This window comes from Paenibacillus sp. 32352, assembly GCF_002042965.1.
Taxonomy (GTDB): Bacteria; Bacillota; Bacilli; order Paenibacillales; family NBRC-103111; genus Paenibacillus_S; species Paenibacillus_S vulneris.
This window is the reverse complement of record NZ_MZNT01000005.1, coordinates 36,813-58,044: the sequence shown is the minus strand read 5'-3', so window position 1 is coordinate 58,044 and position 21,232 is coordinate 36,813. Positions and strand designations below refer to the sequence as shown.

Annotated in this window: 27 protein-coding genes and 1 tRNA gene; all 28 read left to right on the top strand. The window is 48.2% G+C overall.

Annotated features, from left to right (window positions below; all coding sequences use genetic code 11):
- Positions 1-116: 116 nt before the first annotated feature.
- Positions 117-1,352, top strand: a complete 1,236-nt coding sequence (gene rpsA / locus B1728_RS13275; protein WP_079910705.1) for a 30S ribosomal protein S1 — start codon at positions 117-119, stop codon at positions 1,350-1,352.
- 99 nt (positions 1,353-1,451) lie between these two features.
- A complete protein-coding gene (fni, locus tag B1728_RS13270) occupies positions 1,452-2,507 on the top strand; it encodes a type 2 isopentenyl-diphosphate Delta-isomerase (protein ID WP_179136026.1) in 1,056 nt (351 codons plus the stop codon).
- A 288-nt stretch (positions 2,508-2,795) separates the two neighbouring features.
- Positions 2,796-3,299, top strand: a complete 504-nt coding sequence (locus B1728_RS13265) for a hypothetical protein (RefSeq protein ID WP_144027855.1) — start codon at positions 2,796-2,798, stop codon at positions 3,297-3,299.
- A 15-nt stretch (positions 3,300-3,314) separates the two neighbouring features.
- Positions 3,315-4,229 (top strand): YIEGIA family protein, encoded by a 915-nt coding sequence (locus B1728_RS13260; RefSeq protein ID WP_079910702.1) that lies wholly within the window; start codon positions 3,315-3,317, stop codon positions 4,227-4,229.
- Positions 4,230-4,421: a capping complex subunit for YIEGIA gene (locus B1728_RS13255; protein ID WP_079910701.1), complete on the top strand. Its 192-nt coding sequence runs from the start codon at positions 4,230-4,232 to the stop codon at positions 4,419-4,421.
- A 110-nt stretch (positions 4,422-4,531) separates the two neighbouring features.
- On the top strand, positions 4,532-5,854 hold the full coding sequence (der, locus tag B1728_RS13250; RefSeq protein ID WP_079910700.1) for a ribosome biogenesis GTPase Der: 1,323 nt from the start codon (positions 4,532-4,534) through the stop codon (positions 5,852-5,854).
- Positions 5,855-5,867: 13 nt separating this feature from the next.
- On the top strand, positions 5,868-6,461 hold the full coding sequence (plsY, locus tag B1728_RS13245) for a glycerol-3-phosphate 1-O-acyltransferase PlsY (RefSeq protein WP_179136004.1): 594 nt from the start codon (positions 5,868-5,870) through the stop codon (positions 6,459-6,461).
- 18 nt (positions 6,462-6,479) lie between these two features.
- On the top strand, positions 6,480-7,523 hold the full coding sequence (locus B1728_RS13240) for an NAD(P)H-dependent glycerol-3-phosphate dehydrogenase (RefSeq protein ID WP_079910699.1): 1,044 nt from the start codon (positions 6,480-6,482) through the stop codon (positions 7,521-7,523).
- 94 nt (positions 7,524-7,617) lie between these two features.
- Positions 7,618-7,893, top strand: a complete 276-nt coding sequence (locus B1728_RS13235) for a stage VI sporulation protein F (protein ID WP_256865343.1) — start codon at positions 7,618-7,620, stop codon at positions 7,891-7,893.
- A 122-nt stretch (positions 7,894-8,015) separates the two neighbouring features.
- Entirely contained in the window at positions 8,016-8,195 is a 180-nt protein-coding gene (locus tag B1728_RS13230; protein WP_079910697.1) for a DUF2768 family protein, read from the top strand.
- A 45-nt stretch (positions 8,196-8,240) separates the two neighbouring features.
- Positions 8,241-8,534, top strand: coding sequence for a 2Fe-2S iron-sulfur cluster-binding protein (locus B1728_RS13225; RefSeq protein WP_079910696.1), 294 nt, complete (start codon positions 8,241-8,243; stop codon positions 8,532-8,534).
- Between the two features lie 34 nt (positions 8,535-8,568).
- Positions 8,569-9,156: a nucleotidyltransferase domain-containing protein gene (locus B1728_RS13220; RefSeq protein ID WP_079910695.1), complete on the top strand. Its 588-nt coding sequence runs from the start codon at positions 8,569-8,571 to the stop codon at positions 9,154-9,156.
- Positions 9,157-9,189: 33 nt separating this feature from the next.
- Positions 9,190-9,528 carry a 2Fe-2S iron-sulfur cluster-binding protein gene (locus B1728_RS13215; RefSeq protein WP_079910694.1) on the top strand — a complete coding sequence of 113 codons (339 nt, stop codon included), beginning with the start codon at positions 9,190-9,192 and terminating at the stop codon, positions 9,526-9,528.
- Positions 9,529-9,531: 3 nt separating this feature from the next.
- The gene (locus B1728_RS13210) at positions 9,532-10,269 is read left to right on the top strand and encodes a hypothetical protein (RefSeq protein WP_079910693.1); all 738 of its coding nucleotides are present in this window, start codon (positions 9,532-9,534) and stop codon (positions 10,267-10,269) included.
- 257 nt (positions 10,270-10,526) lie between these two features.
- Complete coding sequence (gene spoIVA, locus B1728_RS13205; protein ID WP_079910692.1) at positions 10,527-12,005, top strand: stage IV sporulation protein A; 1,479 nt, start codon at positions 10,527-10,529, stop codon at positions 12,003-12,005.
- A gap of 287 nt (positions 12,006-12,292) precedes the next feature.
- Positions 12,293-12,565, top strand: coding sequence for an HU family DNA-binding protein (locus B1728_RS13200; protein ID WP_079910691.1), 273 nt, complete (start codon positions 12,293-12,295; stop codon positions 12,563-12,565).
- Between the two features lie 132 nt (positions 12,566-12,697).
- Positions 12,698-12,774, top strand: a tRNA-Pro gene (locus tag B1728_RS13195).
- Between the two features lie 170 nt (positions 12,775-12,944).
- The gene (locus B1728_RS13190; RefSeq protein ID WP_225948519.1) at positions 12,945-13,871 is read left to right on the top strand and encodes a phosphatase PAP2 family protein; all 927 of its coding nucleotides are present in this window, start codon (positions 12,945-12,947) and stop codon (positions 13,869-13,871) included.
- Between the two features lie 184 nt (positions 13,872-14,055).
- On the top strand, positions 14,056-14,283 hold the full coding sequence (gene mtrB, locus B1728_RS13185; protein WP_079910690.1) for a trp RNA-binding attenuation protein MtrB: 228 nt from the start codon (positions 14,056-14,058) through the stop codon (positions 14,281-14,283).
- 103 nt (positions 14,284-14,386) lie between these two features.
- Positions 14,387-14,914 (top strand): hypothetical protein, encoded by a 528-nt coding sequence (locus B1728_RS13180; RefSeq protein ID WP_079910689.1) that lies wholly within the window; start codon positions 14,387-14,389, stop codon positions 14,912-14,914.
- A gap of 89 nt (positions 14,915-15,003) precedes the next feature.
- A complete protein-coding gene (locus tag B1728_RS13175; protein WP_079910688.1) occupies positions 15,004-15,867 on the top strand; it encodes a heptaprenyl diphosphate synthase component 1 in 864 nt (287 codons plus the stop codon).
- A gap of 10 nt (positions 15,868-15,877) precedes the next feature.
- Positions 15,878-16,603, top strand: coding sequence for a demethylmenaquinone methyltransferase (locus B1728_RS13170; protein ID WP_483310977.1), 726 nt, complete (start codon positions 15,878-15,880; stop codon positions 16,601-16,603).
- A gap of 24 nt (positions 16,604-16,627) precedes the next feature.
- Positions 16,628-17,500, top strand: a complete 873-nt coding sequence (locus B1728_RS13165) for a UbiA-like polyprenyltransferase (protein WP_079911045.1) — start codon at positions 16,628-16,630, stop codon at positions 17,498-17,500.
- Entirely contained in the window at positions 17,497-18,129 is a 633-nt protein-coding gene (locus B1728_RS13160; protein WP_079910686.1) for a UbiX family flavin prenyltransferase, read from the top strand. The genes B1728_RS13165 and B1728_RS13160 overlap by 4 nt, the downstream gene beginning before the upstream one ends.
- Positions 18,089-18,952, top strand: coding sequence for a menaquinone biosynthesis protein (locus tag B1728_RS13155; RefSeq protein ID WP_079910685.1), 864 nt, complete (start codon positions 18,089-18,091; stop codon positions 18,950-18,952). Before B1728_RS13160 ends, B1728_RS13155 begins: the two co-directional genes overlap by 41 nt.
- Positions 18,949-19,923, top strand: a complete 975-nt coding sequence (gene hepT, locus B1728_RS13150) for a heptaprenyl diphosphate synthase component II (RefSeq protein WP_079910684.1) — start codon at positions 18,949-18,951, stop codon at positions 19,921-19,923. The genes B1728_RS13155 and hepT overlap by 4 nt, the downstream gene beginning before the upstream one ends.
- 58 nt (positions 19,924-19,981) lie before the next feature.
- Entirely contained in the window at positions 19,982-20,425 is a 444-nt protein-coding gene (gene ndk, locus B1728_RS13145; protein ID WP_079910683.1) for a nucleoside-diphosphate kinase, read from the top strand.
- Between the two features lie 15 nt (positions 20,426-20,440).
- Positions 20,441-21,220: a CheR family methyltransferase gene (locus B1728_RS13140; RefSeq protein ID WP_079910682.1), complete on the top strand. Its 780-nt coding sequence runs from the start codon at positions 20,441-20,443 to the stop codon at positions 21,218-21,220.
- Positions 21,221-21,232 lie beyond the last annotated feature (12 nt).

The following is a 21,232-nucleotide window of genomic DNA, read 5'->3' as shown; positions in this document are numbered from 1 at the left end:
ACTTAAAAAAACAATTAACCGCGTATTCTATTTTGCGCCGGTAAATTATATTAGACAGCAGCAATTGTAACTACTATTCATTGAGTTAGGTTGCTAATCAAGGAGGGTATTGGACCATGTCAGAAGAGACAAAAGTGGAAAACGTACAAGAGGAACAAGCACAACAAGAAGTATCCCAAGAGGAATCCATGGGCAATGTATCTGTACTGAAAAAGGGAGATACCGTTAAAGGCAGCATTATTAAAGTAGACGACGATCAGGCTATCGTTGACGTAGGCTATAAATATGACGGCGTTATTCCTGTTCGCGAGCTTTCTTCCGTTACATTAGGAAGCGCAGCCGAAGGCGTTCAAGTAGGTCAAGAGGTAGAATTGAAAGTATTGACCATCGATGACAACAAGGAGAAGCTGGTGCTCTCCAAACGCGCAGTAGACAGCGAAAAAGCATGGGATCAGCTTCAAGCTGACATGGAAAACAAAACGATTCTTGAGGCAAAAGTAGCCGAAGTCGTTAAAGGCGGTCTTGTGGTTGACGTAGGCCTGAGAGGGTTCGTGCCTGCTTCGATGGTAGAGCGCAACTTCGTTGAAGATTTCAGCGATTACAAAGGTCGCACATTAAGATTGCGCGTGAAAGAAATGGACCGCGAGAAAAATAAAGTCATTCTTTCCCAAAAGGATGTTCTGGACGAAGAGTTCGAAGCGAAGAAGAAAGAATTGATCTCCAATCTTTCCGTTGGACAACAGCTTACTGGTACCGTTCAACGCTTGACTCCATTCGGTGCTTTCGTTGATATCGGCGGCATTGACGGTCTGGTTCACATTTCCGAAATGGCTTGGCATCATGTAGAGACTCCTTCCGAAGTGGTTAAGGAAGGCGATCAAGTTCAGGTGCAAATCCTGAAGCTCGATCCTGAGAACGAGCGCATCAGCCTAAGCATTAAAGCAACTCAACCGGGACCATGGCAAAAAGTCGCCGAAGAATTCCAGATCGGCGATATCGTGACGGGAACGGTAAAACGTCTTGCTCCTTTCGGCGCTTTCGTAGAAGTAGCTCCAGGTGTTGAAGGTTTGGTTCATATTTCCCAAATCGCACATCGCCATATTGCTACTCCTTTCGAAGTACTGAAGGAAGGCCAAGAAGTGAAAGCAAAGGTTCTGGATTTGAATGTGGATGAGAAGCGCATCAGCTTGAGCATCAAGGAAACAGAAGAAGCTCCTGAAGCTCCTGCACCTAAAGCAGACAGACCTGCTAGAAATCAAAAAGAAACCGTGATTGCGGAAGAATACCAAAACCAAGGTCTTAACTTGACTTTGGGAGAACGTTTCGGCGATAAATTAAGCAAATTCAAATAAGTCGATTTGAATAAGAGCCACATTGAGAGTGAACAAGCTTCATGCTTGTTCACTCTTGTGAGTTATAGGGGGGCAGGCCAAGTGCGGATACCAAGAAAGATGGAGCATGTGCATCATGCTCTGCAGCTTGGGCAAAGCGGTAATCAAGGATTTGCCGATATTAAGCTGATCCACAATTGTTTACCGGAAACATCCACTTCGCTTATCTCATTGCAAACAAGCATCGGCGAACTCAATTTGAGCTCGCCGATTATTATTAATGCGATGACTGGCGGAGCTCATGAGACAGAAGAAATTAATAGAGAGCTGGCGATCGCGGCCAGAGAAACCGGATTAGCGATGGCCGTAGGCTCGCAGATGTCCGCACTGAAGAACCCGGAGGTAGCCTCAAGCTACCGTATTGTGAGGGAGATGAATCCGGATGGCATCATATTCGGAAACTTAGGGAGTGAGGCAACGCTCGAGCAAGCTCTGTGGGCTGTCGAGATGGTTCGGGCCGACGCGCTGCAAATTCATTTGAATGTAATGCAGGAGCTGATTATGCCGGAGGGAGACCGGGATTTTCAGGGCATGCTGGAGCGCATTTCCGCTATTGTCGAGCAGGTTGGGGTTCCTGTCATCGTGAAAGAGGTAGGCTTCGGCATGGCGAGAGAAAGCGTCGATGCCTTGCTCGGCATTGGTATCTCGGTCATTGATGTAGGCGGATACGGCGGAACCAATTTTGCCGCCATTGAGAATATGCGCAGATCGCTGCCGATGGAGTGGCTGAACGAATGGGGCTGTACGACCGCGACCGCATTGCTGGAAGCGGACTATGCTTCTTCCCGGCATGCTAACGTGTTTCTTATCGGATCCGGGGGAATCAGAAACAGCCTGGAGGCTTGTAAGGCGCTGATTTTGGGAGCGTCAGCCGTAGGCGTGGCAGGCGCCTTCCTGAGGACGCTTCGTCAGGAAGGGACAGCGGCCCTGGTTGAGCATATCCGGGAGATGCATAACGAGATGAAGCTCGTCATGACTGCGCTGGGAGCCCCGACGGTTCAAGATTTGCACAAGGTTCCCGTGGTCATATCTGGCGAAACGGCTCATTGGTGCTATGCGAGAGGAATAGATATTCAATCGTTTGCAAACCGGAACGGTTTTATAAAAATTACATAACCAAGCCATACTAAGAACGGAATTGGAAGGCTGCTTTGTTAGAAACAGGCTTTTCGCGCTCTTGGACTGTGAGGAGCATAGACAACCGTCATCGCTTGCGCAGGCAGAGCTAACGAAGACAGCATCACTACGATACGTTCTAAGGTGGGTGCGATGAATCCAGGATACTTATCTTTGCTACTTATGGTCGTTTCGTTAATCCTGTTCGCGAGTGGCTGGAAAGACATTATTATGAGAGGTATAACTTCAAAGGTCATACTTCTTTTTTTTATTTCGTGGCTTATCAGTATGAACTTTTCCTTACCTATAGCGGGAGGGCGTGTATGCCTCTGCCTGGGAGTTCTTCTAATCTGTATCCTCTGTGTGCTGTGGCGAGTCCATGGGAACGTCTATCGGGTACACCTTCTTTCGGTCGGCGCTTTGTTAGGCTCCATCAGCTTCTTTATGCTGGAGACCATCCATTTGGTGCCGAGGCTGGTTCTGGGCAGCACAGAGATCTCTATGGCGCTTGCCATCGGTGTTCTGCTTAGTCTGTTGACCCGGCATCCGGCTGCACAAGTTGCGTCACTGTCCATAGGACTTATCCTGGCTGAATGGTATCATGGTTATCTCCATCGCAATTACTCGGGCTTTCAGCTCGGGTTTCAGTCCTTCCAGGATCGCTGGTGGCTGACGCTTTCTATAACGAGGACTATCTCGTTGACACTGATGGCGGTTGCTCTGACATGCAAAAAAAGCTTTTTTTGGATATCAGATGGTATAAGGCGCAGATACGGCGGCGATAGTGATTAGAGAGGGGGAAGCCAAATGCTTGCTTGGATTGCCGAACAGAAATATACGGTAGGCATTATCATAGGGGTGCTCTTCGGATTGGGAGCCCGCATTACCATGCTGCAGACAGATTATCGTCAATACCCGACCTATCCGCATGGGAAAATAATCCATATCGCATTGGGTGTTATTGCAGCGGGATTAGGAGCGGTTGCCGTCCCTTCCTTACTGGATAAAAACTATACTGCGATCACGTTCCTTACGGTTGCGGCCCAACAATTCAGGGATGTCCGGAATATGGAGCGGCAAACGTTATCCAAAATCGATAGTATGGAGCTCGTCCCCCGCGGGGCTGCTTATATCGAAGGAATTGCCATGGTCTTTGAGGGGCGCAACTATATGGTGATCTTCACCTCTTTTGTAGGAGCCATGTTCAGTATTATTTTCGCATGGTACTGGGGGATCGTTGCCGGAATCATAGCGATTCTTATCACAAACCATTTTAAAAGCGGGAAAAGCATTTCCCACATTGCCGAAGTTCAGAAGGCAGAAGTGCGGATGGACGGGCCGAATCTGTTCGTAAACGATATTTATATGATGAATATCGGCTTGGACGATACCCGGCATAAAATTTGCGAAAAAGGGATCGGGCTTATTCTCGTGCCCAAAAATCAAAACTGTCGTGTGACTTTGGCGAATCTTGGACAGCGGCAAGCGCTGCTGCATGACATTTCCACCATCATGGGCGTTTACCGGGATGACGGAGAGCCCTCTCTGCTGCCGCTCGCAAAGCTGGATATGAACGACGGCCGGCTGGGCATCTTCCTGCTTCCGCAGGTTCATAACATAGACCGGGCAAGAAAGGTCATTCTGCAGTCTCCGGTGCTGGAAAGCGCCATACGGATGCCGTCTGAGGCGGATGTAAGTTCAACCGGAAAGGGAGGCGCCTAAATGGCAAAAATCGTGGCGATAGTGACGTCGGATAGGGAGCAGGTGGCCGGAGGAGCGCCGATTTTTATAACCAAGGATGCGGACGAGCAGCAAAAGGTTGCTTTCAAGCTGGAAAAAATTTTGGATGCGATGGCTCATGATTTAGAGAACGGTACGATGATTCTGGTTGATCATAAAAGCTCTTCCGGATAATGGAAACGTACGGATTTCATTGCTTTGTAGGAAGGCAAATGCTATGATGTAGATTGTGAAATTTTTCATGTTGCCGTTTTGACGTGCAGCGAGGAAAGGAATGAAGTGGAGTGGCAAGACCCGTAGTGGCCATCGTAGGCCGTCCCAATGTCGGGAAATCGACTATATTTAACCGCATTATCGGGGACAGATTGGCAATTGTTGAAGATATGCCGGGGGTAACCCGGGATCGATTATATGGAGTCGGCGAATGGCTGGACCATCAGTTCAGTGTGATAGATACCGGCGGTATTGAAATCGACGGAGAAGATGAAATATTAAAATCAGTTCGCGCACAAGCGGAGCTTGCGGTTGAAGAGGCCGATGTAATCATTTTTATGGTGGATGCCAAGGCAGGTGTGACGCCCAACGATTCCGAGGTCGCGGAAATGCTGTTCCGTTCGAAAAAGCCTGTTGTTCTGGCCGTTAATAAGGTGGACAATATGAAGCGGCAGGACGATATCTATGAGTTCTATAGTCTCGGATTCGGCACGCCGTTCGGTATTTCGGGCTCTCATGGCACGGGAATCGGGGATTTGCTGGATGAAGTCGTGCAGCATTTTCCGGAGAGAACGGACGATGAATATGGCGAGGAAGTGATTCGTGTTGCGCTTATAGGCAGACCGAATGTCGGTAAGTCTTCGCTGACGAATACTATTTTGGGAGAAGAACGGGTCATTGTAAGTAACGTGGCCGGAACGACGAGAGACGCCATCGATACGCCGTTTGAAAGAGACGGACAAAAATACGTAATCATCGATACGGCGGGTATGAGAAAGCGCGGCAAGGTGTACGAGAATACGGAGAAGTACAGCGTCATGCGTGCTTTGAAAGCGATTGAACGCGCGGATGTCGTGCTGGTGCTTATCAATGGGGAAGAAGGCATTATTGAGCAGGATAAGCATGTGGCCGGTTATGCTCATGAAGCCGGTAAAGCGTGTATTTTTGTCGTCAACAAATGGGATGTCGTGGAAAAAGACGATAAAACGATGCAGCAGTTCACCCAAAAGATTCGCGATCATTTCCTGTTCATGACCTATGCGCCGATTATTTTCCTCTCCGCAAAGACGAAGCAGAGGGTTCACAAGCTGCTGCCGATTGTAAACCAAGTGGCGGAGCAGCATGCGATGCGCATACAAACCCATGTTCTTAATGACGTCATTTCCGACGCGGTGGCTATTAACCCTCCTCCGACAGATAAGGGCAGAAGATTGCGTATTAATTATGCGACCCAGGTTTCGGTTAAACCTCCGACCATCATCTTCTTTGTCAATGATCCGGAATTGATGCATTTCTCCTATGAGCGATATTTGGAAAATAAGATTCGTGCTGCTTTCGGATTTGAAGGAACGCCTCTCAGGTTGTTTACTCGTAAAAAATCGGATGAAGAATAGGGAGAGATAAGCAGTGCTATCCGTAATATCCATTATAATCGCATATTTGTTAGGGTCGATCAGCTTTAGTTTTCTGGCGGGGAAGATACTGAAAGGAATTGACATTCGAAATCACGGAAGCGGCAACGCCGGGGCTACCAATACGCTCAGGGTACTCGGCGTAGGGCCCGCTATAACGGTACTCATTCTGGATGCGTTAAAGGGGGTTGCCGCCGTTCTTGTAGGACGATGGCTGGGACAAGGAGACGTGCTGATTGAGGTGCTGTGCGGGCTGGCCGCCATTTCGGGGCATAATTGGCCGATCTACTTTGGCTTTCGCGGCGGGAAAGGGATCGCCACAACCATTGGCGTTATGATAACACTGGCTCCCCTGGCCGTTGTATATGCCGGAATCGTATGTATATTGGCGATTGCTTTAACCCGTTATGTTTCACTCGGTTCTCTGTTGTTTACCGCTCTCTTACCTTTATTTATCTGGTTTATGCGGGAACCGATTGAAATCTTCTGGTTAAGCTTATTCGTATTCGTGTTCGCTTGGGTGCGTCACCGTACCAATATTGTGAAATTGATCAAAGGACAGGAGAACAAACTCGGCTCCAAAAAATAAATCCGGAGGTGTGGGCTCATGGCCAAAAAAGTATCCGTACTGGTTGCAGGAAGCTGGGGGACAGCGATTGCTTCGGTTTTGGCGGAGAACGAAATGGATGTCATGCTGTGGACCCGCAACGAACAGCAGGTAACGGAAATTAATACGGAGCACCGGAATCGACGGTTTTTGAATGATGCCATGTTGTCACCCCGCATACATGCGACAGCTTCAATGGAACAAGCTGTAAGTGAAGCCGACGCTGTTATTGTGGTTGCTCCTTCGGCCGCGATGCGGGAGGTAGCGTCGCAGATGCGCCCGTTTTTAAAAAAAGAAACGACCTTGATTCATGCGACGAAAGGCTTTGAGGCATCAACGCTCAAACGAATGTCTACTGTGTTGGCCGATGAGCTGCCTCATTATGACGCGTCAAAGATCGTTGTTTTATCCGGTCCGAGCCATGCGGAAGAGGTTATCAAGCAAAGCCCGACCACGGTCGTGGTGGCGTCGGAGGATGCTCAAGCTGCGGAGGCCGCACAAGATTTGTTAATCAATAACAGCTTTCGCGTATATACCAATCCCGATGTAATCGGTGTTGAAGTAGCAGGGGCGCTTAAGAACATTATTGCATTGGGAGCGGGACTTACCGATGGGCTGGGTTATGGAGACAACGCCAAGGCTGCACTCCTTACGCGGGGACTGGCTGAAATATCGCGCCTAGGAACGGCTATGGGCGGCAATCCGCTAACTTTTGCCGGGCTGGCCGGCGTGGGCGACTTGGTCGTTACCTGCACCAGTAAGCACAGCCGCAATTGGCGTGCGGGCTATTTGCTTGCCCAAGGCAACCCGCTTGAAGATGTGCTTCGTCAAATGGGAATGGTGGTCGAAGGGGTCAAGACGACGCAGGCGGCATACAAGCTTTCACGTGATTACCAGGTGACGATGCCGATTGCGGATGAGCTGTATTCCGTTCTGTTTGAAGGGAAATCCCCCGAGGCCGCCGTTGAAGATCTTATGGGCAGAGGCAGAACACACGAGCTGGAGGAAGTAGCCAAGCCCGTGCAAACAAAATGGTTCGGCTAGATTCCCGCCTACACGGTTAGTGTCCCTCCTTCATACAATACCTTAGATCATGCTCCGATCCTTAGGGAGTTATGAGGTTAAGGAGGGACAGGAAGTGGCCGATAAAACAACGCCTAAAGATGTGTTGAACACTGTAAAGAAGAAAACCGGCAAAAATATAAGCGAAAAAGATATATATAAGCTGGCTAGCGGTGTAAAACCATCCACAATGCAAAGTGAAGCCCAATTAAGACAGCTGATCAAGCAGGTATCCAGTCTGGTGAATGTACCGGTTTCCGAATCTACGATTAACGAGATCATTCAATCGGTGCAAGGAAGCAAGAACGGCAATACGATAGAGCAGCTTATGAAATTAATATCGAAAAAATAACAGTTTCGTGGCATGAGCGGCCGTCCGGCGCGCTTGTGCTTTTTTTATGTTATAATAGCAAAGAATATTTTGCAGGTACATAATGGATAATGATTATTGATGGTTAGGGGTCGTTGTATTGTATGTCATCCATGGATAAAATGTGGGCATCCTTTATTGCCATTGGGCTGATGGTTCTTGCCTCCTTATTGATCACCTTCGCTAGAACGAAGACCAGAGGGATCCTGCGCGGAGTCCTTTCGGTTATTGCGTTCCTGATGTTTATTCCCATCTTGCTGTATGTTTTTGTCTCCATGATGTAGACTTTCTAGAACGAAAATCAAGCTGAATAACGGGGGTTTCGAACGATGATTACTTTGGTAGGCAGAAAAGTGCAAAAGCAGGTCGAGCATGATAGCGGCCTTACTATACTGGATTTGGCCATGAAGCATGAGGTGGACTGGTCCTTCTCCTGCACAAGAGGCACTTGTGCCCGATGCCGCTGCCTGGTTAAGGAAGGAAGAGAGTATCTGAACGAGCCGAACGATGCGGAGCTGGATCGTCTGGAGCCGGAAGAGATCGATGCGGGCTACCGGTTAGGCTGTCAGGCTATGGTCAAGCAGGACGGGCCTGTTACCGTCGTTTATAAGCCTTATTTCTAATCGGGCATAACCGCCAACGAGAAGGGGAATTTCCGTGGATTATATAGACAAGCTGGGGAATGCGCTCAGAACACTTCAGATGCAGCTTCATGACATAGAGCAGCCTTGGTTAGTCGGAGGAAGCTGCGGATTGCTTATGCAAGGAGTACCGATAGCTGAAGCGCCGAAGGATTTGGACGTATACGCCGATGTAGAAGGTGCTAGAAGCATTCACAGACTTTTATCGGAATATTCCATCGACGAGCAAGTAGAGGACCGTTCTTCCGTCTACTACTCCTTATTAAGCCATTACAGCATTCATGGGATCAAGGTCGAATTGGTCGGGGGCTTCGAAGTGACGATGCGGAACAGCTTCTACAAGGTGAATGCCGCCTGGCTCGACCGTTATGCCATGAAGTATACTTTAAATACCCATGAAGGGCTCGCCCCGGTCAAGCTGATGCCGCTGGAGCACGAGCTTATCTTTAACCTGCTGAGAAACCGGCCGGATCGGTTCGAACCGATCGCCAAGGTTATCTCTACGCGGATCGGAAGCTCTTCATCCATTGCCGAAGAGCTTCTTCAACAAAATCATATCGACGAAGAGATCGTCCATCAAATAAATCGGCTGCTTCAACGATAAGCTGACAAGAAAAAGAATAAAGGAGTACAAACGATGACAGCTCGTGTGACGTTTTTACCGGACGGCAAGTCGATCGACGTGCGAGCGGGAACGACGCTGCTGGATGCCTCACGCAGAGCCAGAGTTCACATACGTACTCGCTGCGGAGGGAAAGCCGCCTGTCTAATGTGTAAGGTCCTTGTTCAGGGCAGCGACACGGGGCTGGCTCCGTTAAATCAGAATGAGAGCTTGAAGCTGGGCGGCTTGCATGAGCAAGGCTATCGGTTAGCATGTCAAGCTAAGGTTACAGGGGATGTTACCGTTACACTCCCGGAAGACCCGCTGAAGGCAGCTATACGAAAACAGTTGGAGCGGCAGCAGGAGGAAGAATAAATCATGAATATTCGTTTACGAAAGTCAAGCATCATTCTGTGTGTAGTGATGCTTTGTACGGTTCTATCGGGCTGCATGTATCCGAAGGAGATGCGCAAGGAGAACCAGATAGCTTCGGGAGAATTCGTGGTGGTCGTACAGAATGCGGTGGATCAATTTCATACGAAAACCGGCGTGCTTCCTATCAAAAATAGCGATCAGATGACGCCGTTGTATGAGAAATATCCCGTTGATTTCAAGAAGCTGAAAGAAAGAGGCTTGATCAGCAATATTCCGGGAAATGCGTTTGAAAATGGCGGTACGGCAATCTATGTTCTAGTAGATGTCGAGACGAAGCCTACGGTGAAAATGATGGATTTAACCTCATTTCAGCAGACTGTAGAAGTCCAGAAGCTTGTCGACGACTATAAATCCAAAAACAACGGCCAGCTGCCGAAAGGGGAACCGGTTGCTCCTTCCTTCTACCGGATTGACTTTGACAAGATGAACAAAAAGCCCATGCAGGCAACCAGTATGTATACCCGTCAGGTGATGCTGCCTTTCATGATCGATGATGCAGGAAGGGTCAGCATTGACTACTCGGAGGAAATGATGCGCCTGATCGACAAGAAATCGCTGCAGAGCAGCTTGAACGTGAATCAGGATTTGCGTGAGCTGCTTGTGAAGGAATCGTATTACGTGCCGGCCCGAACCGGTCCATATCGTTGGATGGAGGGCAGACCGACGCCCGTTCTTGAATAATAGCTTCCCAACCTCTATTAACCTTCTTAAAGGGAAATAGAGTTTTTTTTGTTATGCCAAAGAATAACCGGAACCTCCGGTTCATATATTCTCATAGAGATTAAGCTGCGGTACGAATGCCGTTGGTCAGCAAGGAGTGATCAAAAATAAAATATGATTCTGATTCATCATATTTTGTTAGCTAGTACATATATTTTTAATAGTCCAAAAGCATGTGTACGAGTTTCGTCTTAAACAACCTGTAGGAGGGATTCTCATTGGAAAAAGTGGATATCTTTAAGGACATTGCAGAGCGTACTGGCGGGGATATTTACCTGGGGGTCGTTGGAGCGGTCCGTACGGGGAAATCAACGTTTATCAAGCGCTTTATGGAATCGATCGTTCTGCCTAACATTCAGAATGAAGCAGACCGTATTCGGGCGACGGATGAGCTTCCGCAAAGCGCTGCGGGCCGAACCATTATGACGACGGAGCCGAAATTCGTACCGAATAATGCGGTGCAGCTGCACGTTGCTGAAGGGCTGAATGTCAATGTTCGTCTTGTGGATTGTGTTGGTTATGTGGTAGAAGGCGCTAAAGGCTACGAGGATGAGAACGGGCCGAGAATGATCAATACGCCATGGTTCGATGAAGCGATTCCTTTCCAGGAAGCGGCAGAGATTGGCACACGCAAGGTCATTCAGGAGCATGCGACCTTGGGGGTCGTCATCACAACGGACGGCTCCATTGCCGAAATTCCCCGTGCATCGTATGTAGACGCGGAAGCGAGAATTATTTCTGAATTGAAGGAGGTCGGCAAACCGTTCATTGTTATCGTGAACTCCACGAAACCAAACGGCGATGCGGCCCAGCAATTAAGAAACGAGCTGCAAGCACAGCACGACATCCCGGTCGTTGCCATGAGTGTAGCCAATATGAGCGAAGACGATATGATTTCCGTTCTCCGCGAAGTGCTGTACGAATTCCCCGTACACGAAGTTAACGTCAATCTGCCTAGCTGGGTCATGGTGCTGGAGGAAAATCACTGGCTGCGCTCCCATTTTGAAAATTCCGTCAGGGAGACTGTTCAGGATATTCGCAGACTTCGTGATGTCGATAGGGTCGTCAGCCACTTCGAAGAGTATGAATTTATTGATAAAGCAGCCCTTGCCGGCATGAATATGGGTCAAGGTGTGGCCGAAATTGATTTGTATGCTCCAGATGAGCTGTATGACCGCATCTTGATGGAGGTTGTTGGCGTCGAGATCCGGGGGAAAGACCACCTGCTCCAGCTCATGCAGGATTTCAGCCATGCCAAGCGGGAATATGACCACTTTGCCGAAGCGTTGGAGATGGTGAAGACGACCGGCTACGGTATCGCTCCGCCTACCCTTGCCGATATGGCCCTGGAAGAGCCTGAGCTGATCCGTCAAGGCACGCGCTTCGGTGTGCGGCTCAAAGCAACAGCGCCATCGATTCATATGATTCGTGTCGATGTGGAATCGGAGTTCTCTCCGATCATCGGTACAGAGAAGCAGAGTGAGGAGCTGGTCCGCTACCTGATGCAGGACTTCGAGGACAACCCGCTCAAAATGTGGGAGTCCGATATATTCGGCAGGTCGCTGCATTCGATCGTTCGTGAAGGCATCCAAGGGAAGTTGTCCATGATGCCGGACAATGCCCGCTATAAGCTGCAGGAAACACTGGGCCGCATCATTAACGAGGGCTCCGGTGGACTTATTGCCATTATTTTGTGACATAGATTACAGAAATGTTGTTAAAATGCACTCCACAGGGTGCATTTTTTTGTTTTCACTTGAAAAAGTGTCATGGGTGTATTACTATAGTCTTGATTTACAAGGATTTCGCTTGTTTTATGTATAATTTCTGACTTTTCAGTTAACAAAGGAAGTAATAAGACAAACGGCTAATGGCGTAAATTCGAGAGTAACGGCCATAGCACCTAGCTGCCGTCTTTCACTTGCGGTATTAGTTCTTCTTGTGAAGTTCGTTTTGGATACTTATTTGGGGGGAGGTGAATGGCATGAATAAATCCGATTTGATTAATAAGGTTGCTGAAACCAGCGAGCTTTCCAAGAAAGATGCGACAAAAGCGGTTGAGGCTGTTTTTGAAGCTATTTCCGAGGCTCTTCAAAATGGGGATAAAGTACAGCTGGTAGGATTCGGAAACTTCGAAGTTCGTGAACGTTCCGCTCGTAAAGGACGTAACCCGCAAACTGGCGAAGAGATCGAAATTCCATCCAGCAAAATCCCGGCATTCAAACCTGGCAAAGCGTTGAAAGACGTTATTCAATAAGAATGGCTGTTTCTGTACATAATGCAGTGCCAATACAAAACATCTGAATCCAAAAGATTCAGATGTTTTTTTACATCAAACCTTTACAAGGAATGGTTTCCCATCATATAATATAACTGTTTCAACGATAATCGGGGTATGGCGCAGCCTGGTAGCGCGCACCCTTGGGGTGGGTGAGGTCGCACGTTCGAATCGTGTTACTCCGACCATGGAAGAGACATCGTCAAATCGGTGTCTTTTTCTTTTGTATGCCATGAGATGCTTCAGCGCAATATTGAAAGCGATGTTTAAAATTTCATGAAGCAAGACGATACCGAATTTGGTATACTGGGTGAAGTTGATTCAGCAGCGTTAATTTGCACGAGGGGGATTGCTGGAATTGAAAGAAAGAGCACAAAGTTGGCTTGCTGCCAATGACTGGACCATGTATGGAATCATCGTCTCCATTTTTTTGGTATGGCGCATCGGGGTTGAGGGTGGCTGGAGTACCGCATGCTGGGTCCTGTTGCTAATCTGCTTGCTTGGTGTCCGTAAAGACCAAATCGATGTCGATTGGAAACGTTTTTTTGTATTTGGCTTGCCGCTGCTAGGCATCTTTTATTATTTTTACGGATCCGGTAACGGTATCTGGTGGAAAATTGCGAACTGGATGTTCGAGAACAACCGCCATCCTTGGAACTGGGATCAAATGATGAACAGCATTCCGTTCAATGACGGGGCATGGGCAAGGGCGTTTCATCGAGTTAAGCTGGATCACCTGATGGTATGGGTGTATAACTACGGTTTTGTGCTCTCCTTATGGATTTGTATCGTGCGCAGCTTTTGGACAAAAAGCATTAAGAAGATGCTCTCTTATGCGCTGTCGGGGCATTTAATGCAGTTCCCTTTAATTTTGCCGTTCTATAACCTGATCTTGCTTCGTGAAGTATGGTGGGTAAAAGGACAGCCCGATTTGCTGGGCAGGACGTTTGCGACCGAGAACGATCTTCTCGTTAATGTAATGAACTGCTTCCCAAGCATGCATACGTCGATCTCCTTCGCGATGCTGCTGCTAGCCCTTCGGGAGAAGGACCGTATTTTCAAATATATGATGGTCGCTTATTGTGCATCGATTATTTTCTCCACGATGTATCTGCAGATTCATTGGGTGCTGGATGTTATCGCGGGTATGGCCTTTGCCTACGGCATTGTGAAGCTGGCTGATCTTGTGATTCGATTGGGAACCAAGTGGATGCCAGCCAGCATAAAGAGCTTCTATAGCGGCAAACAAGACAAATCGTATAACAAAGAGACTATGGCTGCCTGATTAGGCGGCTTTTTTTATATCATTTAAATTTTCGGGGCTTCCCGCAAAAGGACTGAATCCGTTTCGAAGCCAAGGCTGCGCTTTTATGGGGCTATTTTACCGGCTTCGGTACTTGCCAGTTGACATCGCTCACATTTTTTTGCATCATACTAGTAAGATAGTTAGGACAGGAAGGAAGATCGTGATGGAAGAGAATCCAAACCAAGCGGATTATTTTATTATAAAAGCGAAAGAAAACGGGGTTCAGGTCATCGGATTGACTCGGGGACAAGATACCAAGTTTCATCACACGGAAAAGCTGGACAAGGGTGAAGTGATGATTGCCCAGTTTACCGCGCATACCTCGGCGGTGAAGATCCGCGGGAAAGCGGTTGTCATGACGAAACACGGCGTGATGGACACGGAGGAATAATTTTTCAGTTTTCGCAGGCATAGCCTGCTTTTTTTCGTTGTACAATGAAGAAGAGGGATCTCGGCCAAGCAATCGCAAGAAGTGCGAAGGAGGATATTGTCCGATGAAATGGTTCACCCGTCTTCTGATCACCATTGTACTATCCATGGGCCTTGCAGCCGGCCTATCCGTTCTTCCACAGCTCGAGAGCAAGTGGAGTCTGCCTATGTTTCATACGGTGAAGGCCCAGCCCGTATCGGAATCGAATGTCGTCGATGTACTAAGCAAAGCGCAGCTGCATCTTCGTATCCGCAAGGTCGAGATGACCCATGCGATTATCTCGATAGATCTGTTCGCTTCTCCGGCAACAGATAAGAAGGAGATCGTTCAAGATCTGTATGAGCTGCCGCGGCATCTGTTTCGCAGCTCTACCAATCTGAATCAGGTATTGATCCGGGTATTGGACGGTTCTGCCGAGGGGAAGCAGAGTACCTCCCTGTTAATCGCTGAGGAAGCGAGAAGAGAGAAATGGCTGCCGAGCGAGCTGCCCATCAGCACGCAAAGTACGGAAGAAATGGAGCAGTATCTGCAATCCCATTTTCGAGTGACCTATACGGCGAAGTGGCAGGATCGTTTTCAAGTAAAAAGTTAAGACAGGGTATTGTGCGCGAATATGCGTATTGTGCTATAATAATTTAGATTGTTTTATTGCGATTCTTTGCAATGGTTCGGAGGCTAACTATGAATTCTTATCGGATCCCGGAAATGGCCCGAAAATATATGGAGTACGACATGATCCAGGCCCACACGGACTTGCCGCATTTTCCAGAATTTCGTACGCGGTTGTTGTATGCGTTTTTAAGCAGGCACAGTACTTTGTCGGGCTATAGCGAGCTTTTCAGCTTGGTCACGTCTCTGGTTCAGATCGGGATGGACACCCATGATTTAGTGAGTATTACGAATAATGACAAGGAGATGAAAGCGGCAAGGTCAAGGCAGCTGAAAGTGCTGGCCGGCGACTATTTCAGCGGCCGTTTTTATTATTTACTCTCCCATGCGGAGCAGGTTAACCTGGTCGGTGTTTTATCGAATGCGATTTGCGAAGTGAACCGCCTGAAGTTGAATTTGTATCAGTTGATGAAGCAGCTGAAAATGACGGCTGACGATTACATAAACCAGGTGGTGGAGGTCCGCACCCGGCTTTACATGGCATTTGCCGGTTTAATGGAGGATTCGCTTCATAGCGCATGGCCTGAAATCTTGAGTCTGTTCACGCAATGTGAAGTCATTTTGCAAGAGATATCCCGGTCGGAGACGGCACAGCAGTACCGGGACAGCTGGGGATATTGGCATATTCTTCAGCAGGCGACCAAGGAAGAATGCAAGCATATGCAAGCCGATGAGCCTGACTTCTCCAAGCTCAGGTCCATTTGGCTCAAATATAAAATTACTCCGCAGCTTTATCAAATGCTGAATGTATGCATGAAACAGCTGCAAGACAAGCTGCAGACGCTGGAATCGAAGGAGTTGGGCAAGGAGCTTCTCTCCATTGGCGAGCCGTTTATGCGTTACCTCTCGACACCTAAAGCGCTGGAAGAAATATGAGGTGAATATTGTGCAGTCCAAAGCAAAATCCAAAGAGGAATTTGTTCATTCCGTATTTGAAAGCATTGCTCATAAGTATGATTTGATGAACGACATTCTAAGCTTCCGAAGGCATAAGGCCTGGCGAAAGTTTACCATGAATAAAATGAACGTAAAGCCCGGGAGCACGGCGATTGATCTATGCTGCGGCACTTGCGACTGGACTATCAGCCTGGCGCAGGCGAGCGGAACGGGCAAAATGGTCGGTCTGGATTTCAGTCAGAACATGCTTGATTTTGGTGGGAAGAAGGTTCGCGAGGCCGGGTTGGATAAACAGATCACCTTGGTTCGAGGGAATGCAATGGAGCTGCCATTCGAGGATAATTCCTTCGACTACGCTACCATCGGCTTCGCCCTAAGGAACGTACCCGATCTGGTGAAGGTCATTGAGGAAATGCAAAGAGTGGTCAAGCCAGGGGGAATGGTTGTATCACTGGAGCTTTCCAAGCCGACATGGCAGCCATTTAAAGGTCTTTATTATTTTTATTTTCAAAATATTTTACCAATGCTCGGGAAGTTGATAGCTAAGCGATATGAGCAGTACAAATGGCTGCCGGAATCATTGATTCATTTTCCTGATCATAAACAGCTGGCTGATATTTTCAGAAAAACAGGGTTGACCCATGTACAAGCTTATCCGCTGACCGGAGGCATTGCAGCACTTCATATCGGCATCAAGAAGAACGAAGCGGAATAAGAAATGGGAGTGGTACAAACTATGTTGTGGAAAAAAACGAAAATTTTTATGGAAATGATCAAAATCGAGCATACCTTGTTTGCTCTCCCGTTTGCTTTTATGGGAGCGCTGGTCGGATCGGTTGTCATTTTTCAAAAGCTGCCCGGCTGGGGGCAAATCGGTTGGATTATCCTGGCAATGATTGGAGCGAGAAGCGCTGCAATGGGGCTTAATCGGGTTATCGACAAGGTGTTCGATGGTCGCAATCCTAGAACTGCTGCAAGAGCGATTCCGGCTGGACTCATTTCTTCCAAAGAAGCTATTGTCTTTATTGTGATTTCATTCACATTATTGTTTTGGGCTACGGCGAACTTGAGCTCGTTATCGATGAAGCTGCTGCCGATTGCGGTCTTTTTCCTGGTCTTTTACTCTTATACCAAACGGTTTACCTGGGCGTGTCATATCATTCTGGGCTTCACGATTGCATTAGCTCCTCTTGGCGGATGGGTGGCTGTAACGAACGGAGTTACGTTGTCCGCGTTAATCTTTTACGTCGCTATCGCCTTTTGGGTGGCAGGCTTTGACATTATTTATGCTTGCCAGGATGCTGAATTTGATAAAGAAGAAGGGCTTCATTCCATTCCAAGCCGGTTTGGAGTCGCCAATGCCTTGAAGATCGCTCGCTGGTTCCATGTCGTTACCGCTGTAGGCCTGCTGATCCTGTTCCTGATGACGGACCTTAGCTGGGTGTACTTGACCGGTCTTATCATCGCCAACGGGCTATTGTTCTATGAGCACAAGATCGTTACTCCTAAAAATTTGAGCCGGTTGAACACGGCGTTCTTCACCTTAAACAGTGTACTGAGCGTCTCCTTGTTCGTGTTTACCCTCATTGATTTGGTGGTGCTTCGCCGATGAGCAAGCCATGGGTCATTGGCATCACAGGGGCTAGCGGAGCCGCCTACGGGGTTAGGCTTTGCAAGTTTTTACTGGATCGGGGGTATGATTTGCACCTTCTGATTACCGATGCCGGCTGGCGAGTATTAAAGGAAGAGCTGGGGTGGGATGTTACGAAGCGTAAGGAAACGCTGGAGTCCCACTTCGGAGGATTGGCCGGCAAGTATACCTATAATCCGATCCAGGATATCGGGGCAAGCACGGCGAGCGGTTCTTTCAGAACAAGCGGCATGGTGATTATTCCCTGCTCGATGGGTACATTATCGGGAATCGCTCACGGGGCTTCCGATAATTTGCTGGAGCGTACCGCGGATGTCATGCTGAAGGAAGGCAGAACGCTCATCATCGTTCCGAGAGAAACCCCGCTTCATACGATTCATCTGGAAAATATGCTGAAGCTGTCCCGGATGGGAGTTCGAATCATTCCTGCCATGCCTGCGTTTTATCAGGGTCCCCAAACGCTTAATGATATGGTAGACTTTTTGGTGGGGAAAGTTCTTGACAATATGGATATTGATCATGAATTGTACAGAAGATGGGGGATGACGGATGAGCAGCGTGAACAAACCGATCCGCATCGGCCGGATTGACTTTACTAATGTATGGCCTTTGTTTTATTATTTCCCGTATGAGCAGCTTCAGCAGGAGGTTGAGCTCATAACGCAGGTACCGACACAATTAAATGCGGCCATGGCGGCGGGGGAGATCGATATCGGTCCCATTTCCTCGTTTGCCTACGGCGAGCATTTTGAAGAATATATGCTGCTGCCGGATATGTCGGTCAGTGCTTACGGGGATGTAAAATCAATTCTGCTGTTTCATCGAAAACCGCTGGGCGAGCTCGGCGGGAGTCCTGTCGCTTTACCTACGACTTCAGCTTCTTCCGTCAATTTGTTGAAAATCATTTTGCATCGTTTTTATCAAGTGGAGCCTAACTATCATTATGCGGCCCCTGTGCTTGGGGAAATGATGAAATCTGCGGATGCAGCATTATTGATTGGGGATCATGCAATTCGGGAAAGCTGGGAAGATCACGGCTATATGGTTACCGACCTGGCGCAGGAGTGGACGAAATGGACGGGACAATGGATGTCTTTCGCTGTCTGTGCCATTCGAAAGCAGGTCGTACAAGAGAAGCCGGAGCTGGTTAGCCGCATTTATCGGGCGTTTATGGAAAGCAAGAGAAAATCGTTGCATGATTTGACTGCATTGGTTCAGGAAGCGCGGCAGCTGATCGGCGGTACCGATTCCTACTGGCGCCAGTACTTTTCCACCTTAACGTATGAGTTCGGACCAGAGCAGCAGGCAGGGCTGCAATTGTACTATCGTTATGCTTGGGAGCTAGGCTTTCTGAATAAGCAAGTGCAAATCCAGTTGTGGAACGATAATTTATTGACACAGGTGACGGAATGAAGCTGATAGATTTATACACAAAAATGAAAAAGGATATTTCGTACATAGAAAAAGAGCTTGAACGAAGTATCGATACCGATCATGCCTTGCTCAGGGAAGCATCGGTACATCTATTAAAGGCTGGCGGTAAACGAATACGGCCTATTTTTGTTCTGCTCGGAGCCAAATTCGGAACCTACGATATGGAACGCATCAAGCATGTTGCCGTTCCGCTGGAATTAATACATATGGCGTCGCTAGTGCACGATGATGTGATTGACGATGCGTTGACCCGGAGGGGACAGCTGACGGTCCGGTCCAAATGGGACAATCGCGTCGCGATGTATACCGGGGATTACATATTTGCCAAGGCATTGGCCGTAGCTACGAAGCTGGAGAACCCCAAAATCCATCAAATTTTGTCCAAAGCAATAGTGGAAATGAGCATAGGGGAGATGGAGCAAATCCGCTTCTTCTTCAATCCGGATCAAACCGTACGCGAGTACTTGCTGCGAATCCGGAGGAAAACCGCCTTGCTCATAGCCATCAGCTGCCAGCTTGGAGCTATCGCGGCGGGGGCAGATGAGAAGCTGTCCAACCGCTTATACTCTTTCGGCTATAATGTGGGGATGACCTTTCAGATAAGAGATGATTTGCTTGATTTGATCGGGACGGAGAAGGAGCTGGGCAAGCCGCCGGGCAGCGACATTCGCCAGGGGAATATTACGCTTCCCGTTATTTTCGCCTTGCGGGAGCCGGAGCTGCGTGCGCCTCTGCTCAGCGAGCTGAAACGAATACAGGAGGCCGATGGTCAGACGGACATACAGTATTTTATCCACATGATCCGTAATAGCAGAGGAATTAAGCAAGCCGAACAGCTGGCCAATCGATATATTGATAAAGCGATAATGCAGCTGAAGGACCTGCCTGACATTCAGGCCAAGAAGGATTTGATCGGCGTTGCCCATTTTATAGGGAACCGCTCCTATTAAGAACATTTATCAGATGACGAAATATGTGATATATTGGGTGTAAAGGAGGAATTTGATCATGGAACGCACCTTTTTAATGGTAAAGCCAGACGGCATTCAACGCGGTCTCATTGGAGAAATTGTCAAACGATTTGAGCAAAAAGGGTTTCAACTGGTTGGAGCGAAGCTGATGCAGGTATCGGCTGAGCTGGCAGAGCTCCATTACGCAGAGCATAAGGGGAAAGATTTTTACGACAGACTAGTCACCTTTATAACCTCCGGACCTGTCTTTGCCATGGTTTGGGAAGGCGATCAAGTGGTTGCGCTCTCAAGAGCCATGATCGGCAAGACCAGCGCGCTGGATGCAGCCCCTGGAACAATCCGGAGCGATTTCGCAGTACATACGAATTATAATCTGATTCACGGGTCCGACTCGCCGGAAAACGCGGAAAGAGAAATTGCTAATTTCTTCGGGGAGCACGAATTGGTGAATTACACCAAAGTGATACAACAGTGGATCTAGGATGGGGATAGCCGCATGGAGGATCAAGATTTTCTTTTATTTATAAAAAAGGTCAAAGATTACACATCCATTGATTTGTCGCAGTATAAGGAAGCCCAGATGAAACGGCGCTTAACGACCCTAAGAATGAAGAAGGGGCACAACACCTTCGTTGCTTTCTTTGAGGCAATGACAAAGGATAAAGAGCTGTTCTATGAGTTCCTGGACCGGATGACGATCAATGTTTCCGAATTTTGGCGCAATCCGAACCGGTGGGAGGTATTGGAGAAGACGTTCCTGCCCGATATGCTTCGCAAAAGCCGGAAGCTCAAATGCTGGAGCGCCGCCTGTTCAACCGGTGAGGAGCCGTATACGCTGGCTATGATTCTGGCCGAGCTCAATGCGTTGAAGGATGCCCATCTGCTGGCTACCGATCTCGATGAGGGAGCGCTGGCCAAGGCGAAAAGCGCCATATACTCCGACCGTTCGGTTCGGGACGTTCCGAGCCATTATTTGAACAAGTATTATAAACAAGAGAACTTAACGTTCTCCATTACCGAGGAATTGAAGCGCGAGGTGCGCTTTCAAAAGCAAAACCTGCTGACCGATACGTTCGATACGCAGTTTGATCTGATTATTTGCCGCAATGTGATGATTTATTTTACTGAGGAAGCGAAGCACTTATTGTATCATAAATTCGCGAATGCCCTAAAGCCGGGCGGCATATTGTTCGTAGGCAGCACCGAGCAAATTTTTTCTCCGGGCCAATACGAGCTGGAATCCGCCGAAACGTTTTTTTACCGGAAAAAGGGATAAACCTAACTTCGG

Excerpts from the sequence above, each read along its gene's own strand:
- B1728_RS13255 (WP_079910701.1), top strand. The coding sequence starts at position 4,230 with ATGGCAAAAATCGTGGCGATAGTGACGTCGGATAGGGAGCAGGTGGCC.
- B1728_RS13215 (WP_079910694.1), top strand. The coding sequence starts at position 9,190 with ATGACAGCTCGTGTGACGTTTTTACCGGACGGCAAGTCGATCGACGTG.
- B1728_RS13230 (WP_079910697.1), top strand. The coding sequence starts at position 8,016 with ATGTCATCCATGGATAAAATGTGGGCATCCTTTATTGCCATTGGGCTG.
- B1728_RS13200 (WP_079910691.1), top strand. The coding sequence starts at position 12,293 with ATGAATAAATCCGATTTGATTAATAAGGTTGCTGAAACCAGCGAGCTT.
- fni (WP_179136026.1), top strand. The coding sequence starts at position 1,452 with ATGGAGCATGTGCATCATGCTCTGCAGCTTGGGCAAAGCGGTAATCAA.
- B1728_RS13180 (WP_079910689.1), top strand. The coding sequence starts at position 14,387 with ATGAAATGGTTCACCCGTCTTCTGATCACCATTGTACTATCCATGGGC.
- B1728_RS13260 (WP_079910702.1), top strand. The coding sequence starts at position 3,315 with ATGCTTGCTTGGATTGCCGAACAGAAATATACGGTAGGCATTATCATA.
- B1728_RS13240 (WP_079910699.1), top strand. The coding sequence starts at position 6,480 with ATGGCCAAAAAAGTATCCGTACTGGTTGCAGGAAGCTGGGGGACAGCG.
- B1728_RS13140 (WP_079910682.1), top strand. The coding sequence starts at position 20,441 with ATGGAGGATCAAGATTTTCTTTTATTTATAAAAAAGGTCAAAGATTAC.
- rpsA (WP_079910705.1), top strand. The coding sequence starts at position 117 with ATGTCAGAAGAGACAAAAGTGGAAAACGTACAAGAGGAACAAGCACAA.
- B1728_RS13225 (WP_079910696.1), top strand. The coding sequence starts at position 8,241 with ATGATTACTTTGGTAGGCAGAAAAGTGCAAAAGCAGGTCGAGCATGAT.
- B1728_RS13265 (WP_144027855.1), top strand. The coding sequence starts at position 2,796 with ATGAACTTTTCCTTACCTATAGCGGGAGGGCGTGTATGCCTCTGCCTG.
- B1728_RS13160 (WP_079910686.1), top strand. The coding sequence starts at position 17,497 with ATGAGCAAGCCATGGGTCATTGGCATCACAGGGGCTAGCGGAGCCGCC.
- B1728_RS13210 (WP_079910693.1), top strand. The coding sequence starts at position 9,532 with ATGAATATTCGTTTACGAAAGTCAAGCATCATTCTGTGTGTAGTGATG.
- B1728_RS13175 (WP_079910688.1), top strand. The coding sequence starts at position 15,004 with ATGAATTCTTATCGGATCCCGGAAATGGCCCGAAAATATATGGAGTAC.
- B1728_RS13155 (WP_079910685.1), top strand. The coding sequence starts at position 18,089 with ATGAGCAGCGTGAACAAACCGATCCGCATCGGCCGGATTGACTTTACT.
- hepT (WP_079910684.1), top strand. The coding sequence starts at position 18,949 with ATGAAGCTGATAGATTTATACACAAAAATGAAAAAGGATATTTCGTAC.
- ndk (WP_079910683.1), top strand. The coding sequence starts at position 19,982 with ATGGAACGCACCTTTTTAATGGTAAAGCCAGACGGCATTCAACGCGGT.
- mtrB (WP_079910690.1), top strand. The coding sequence starts at position 14,056 with ATGGAAGAGAATCCAAACCAAGCGGATTATTTTATTATAAAAGCGAAA.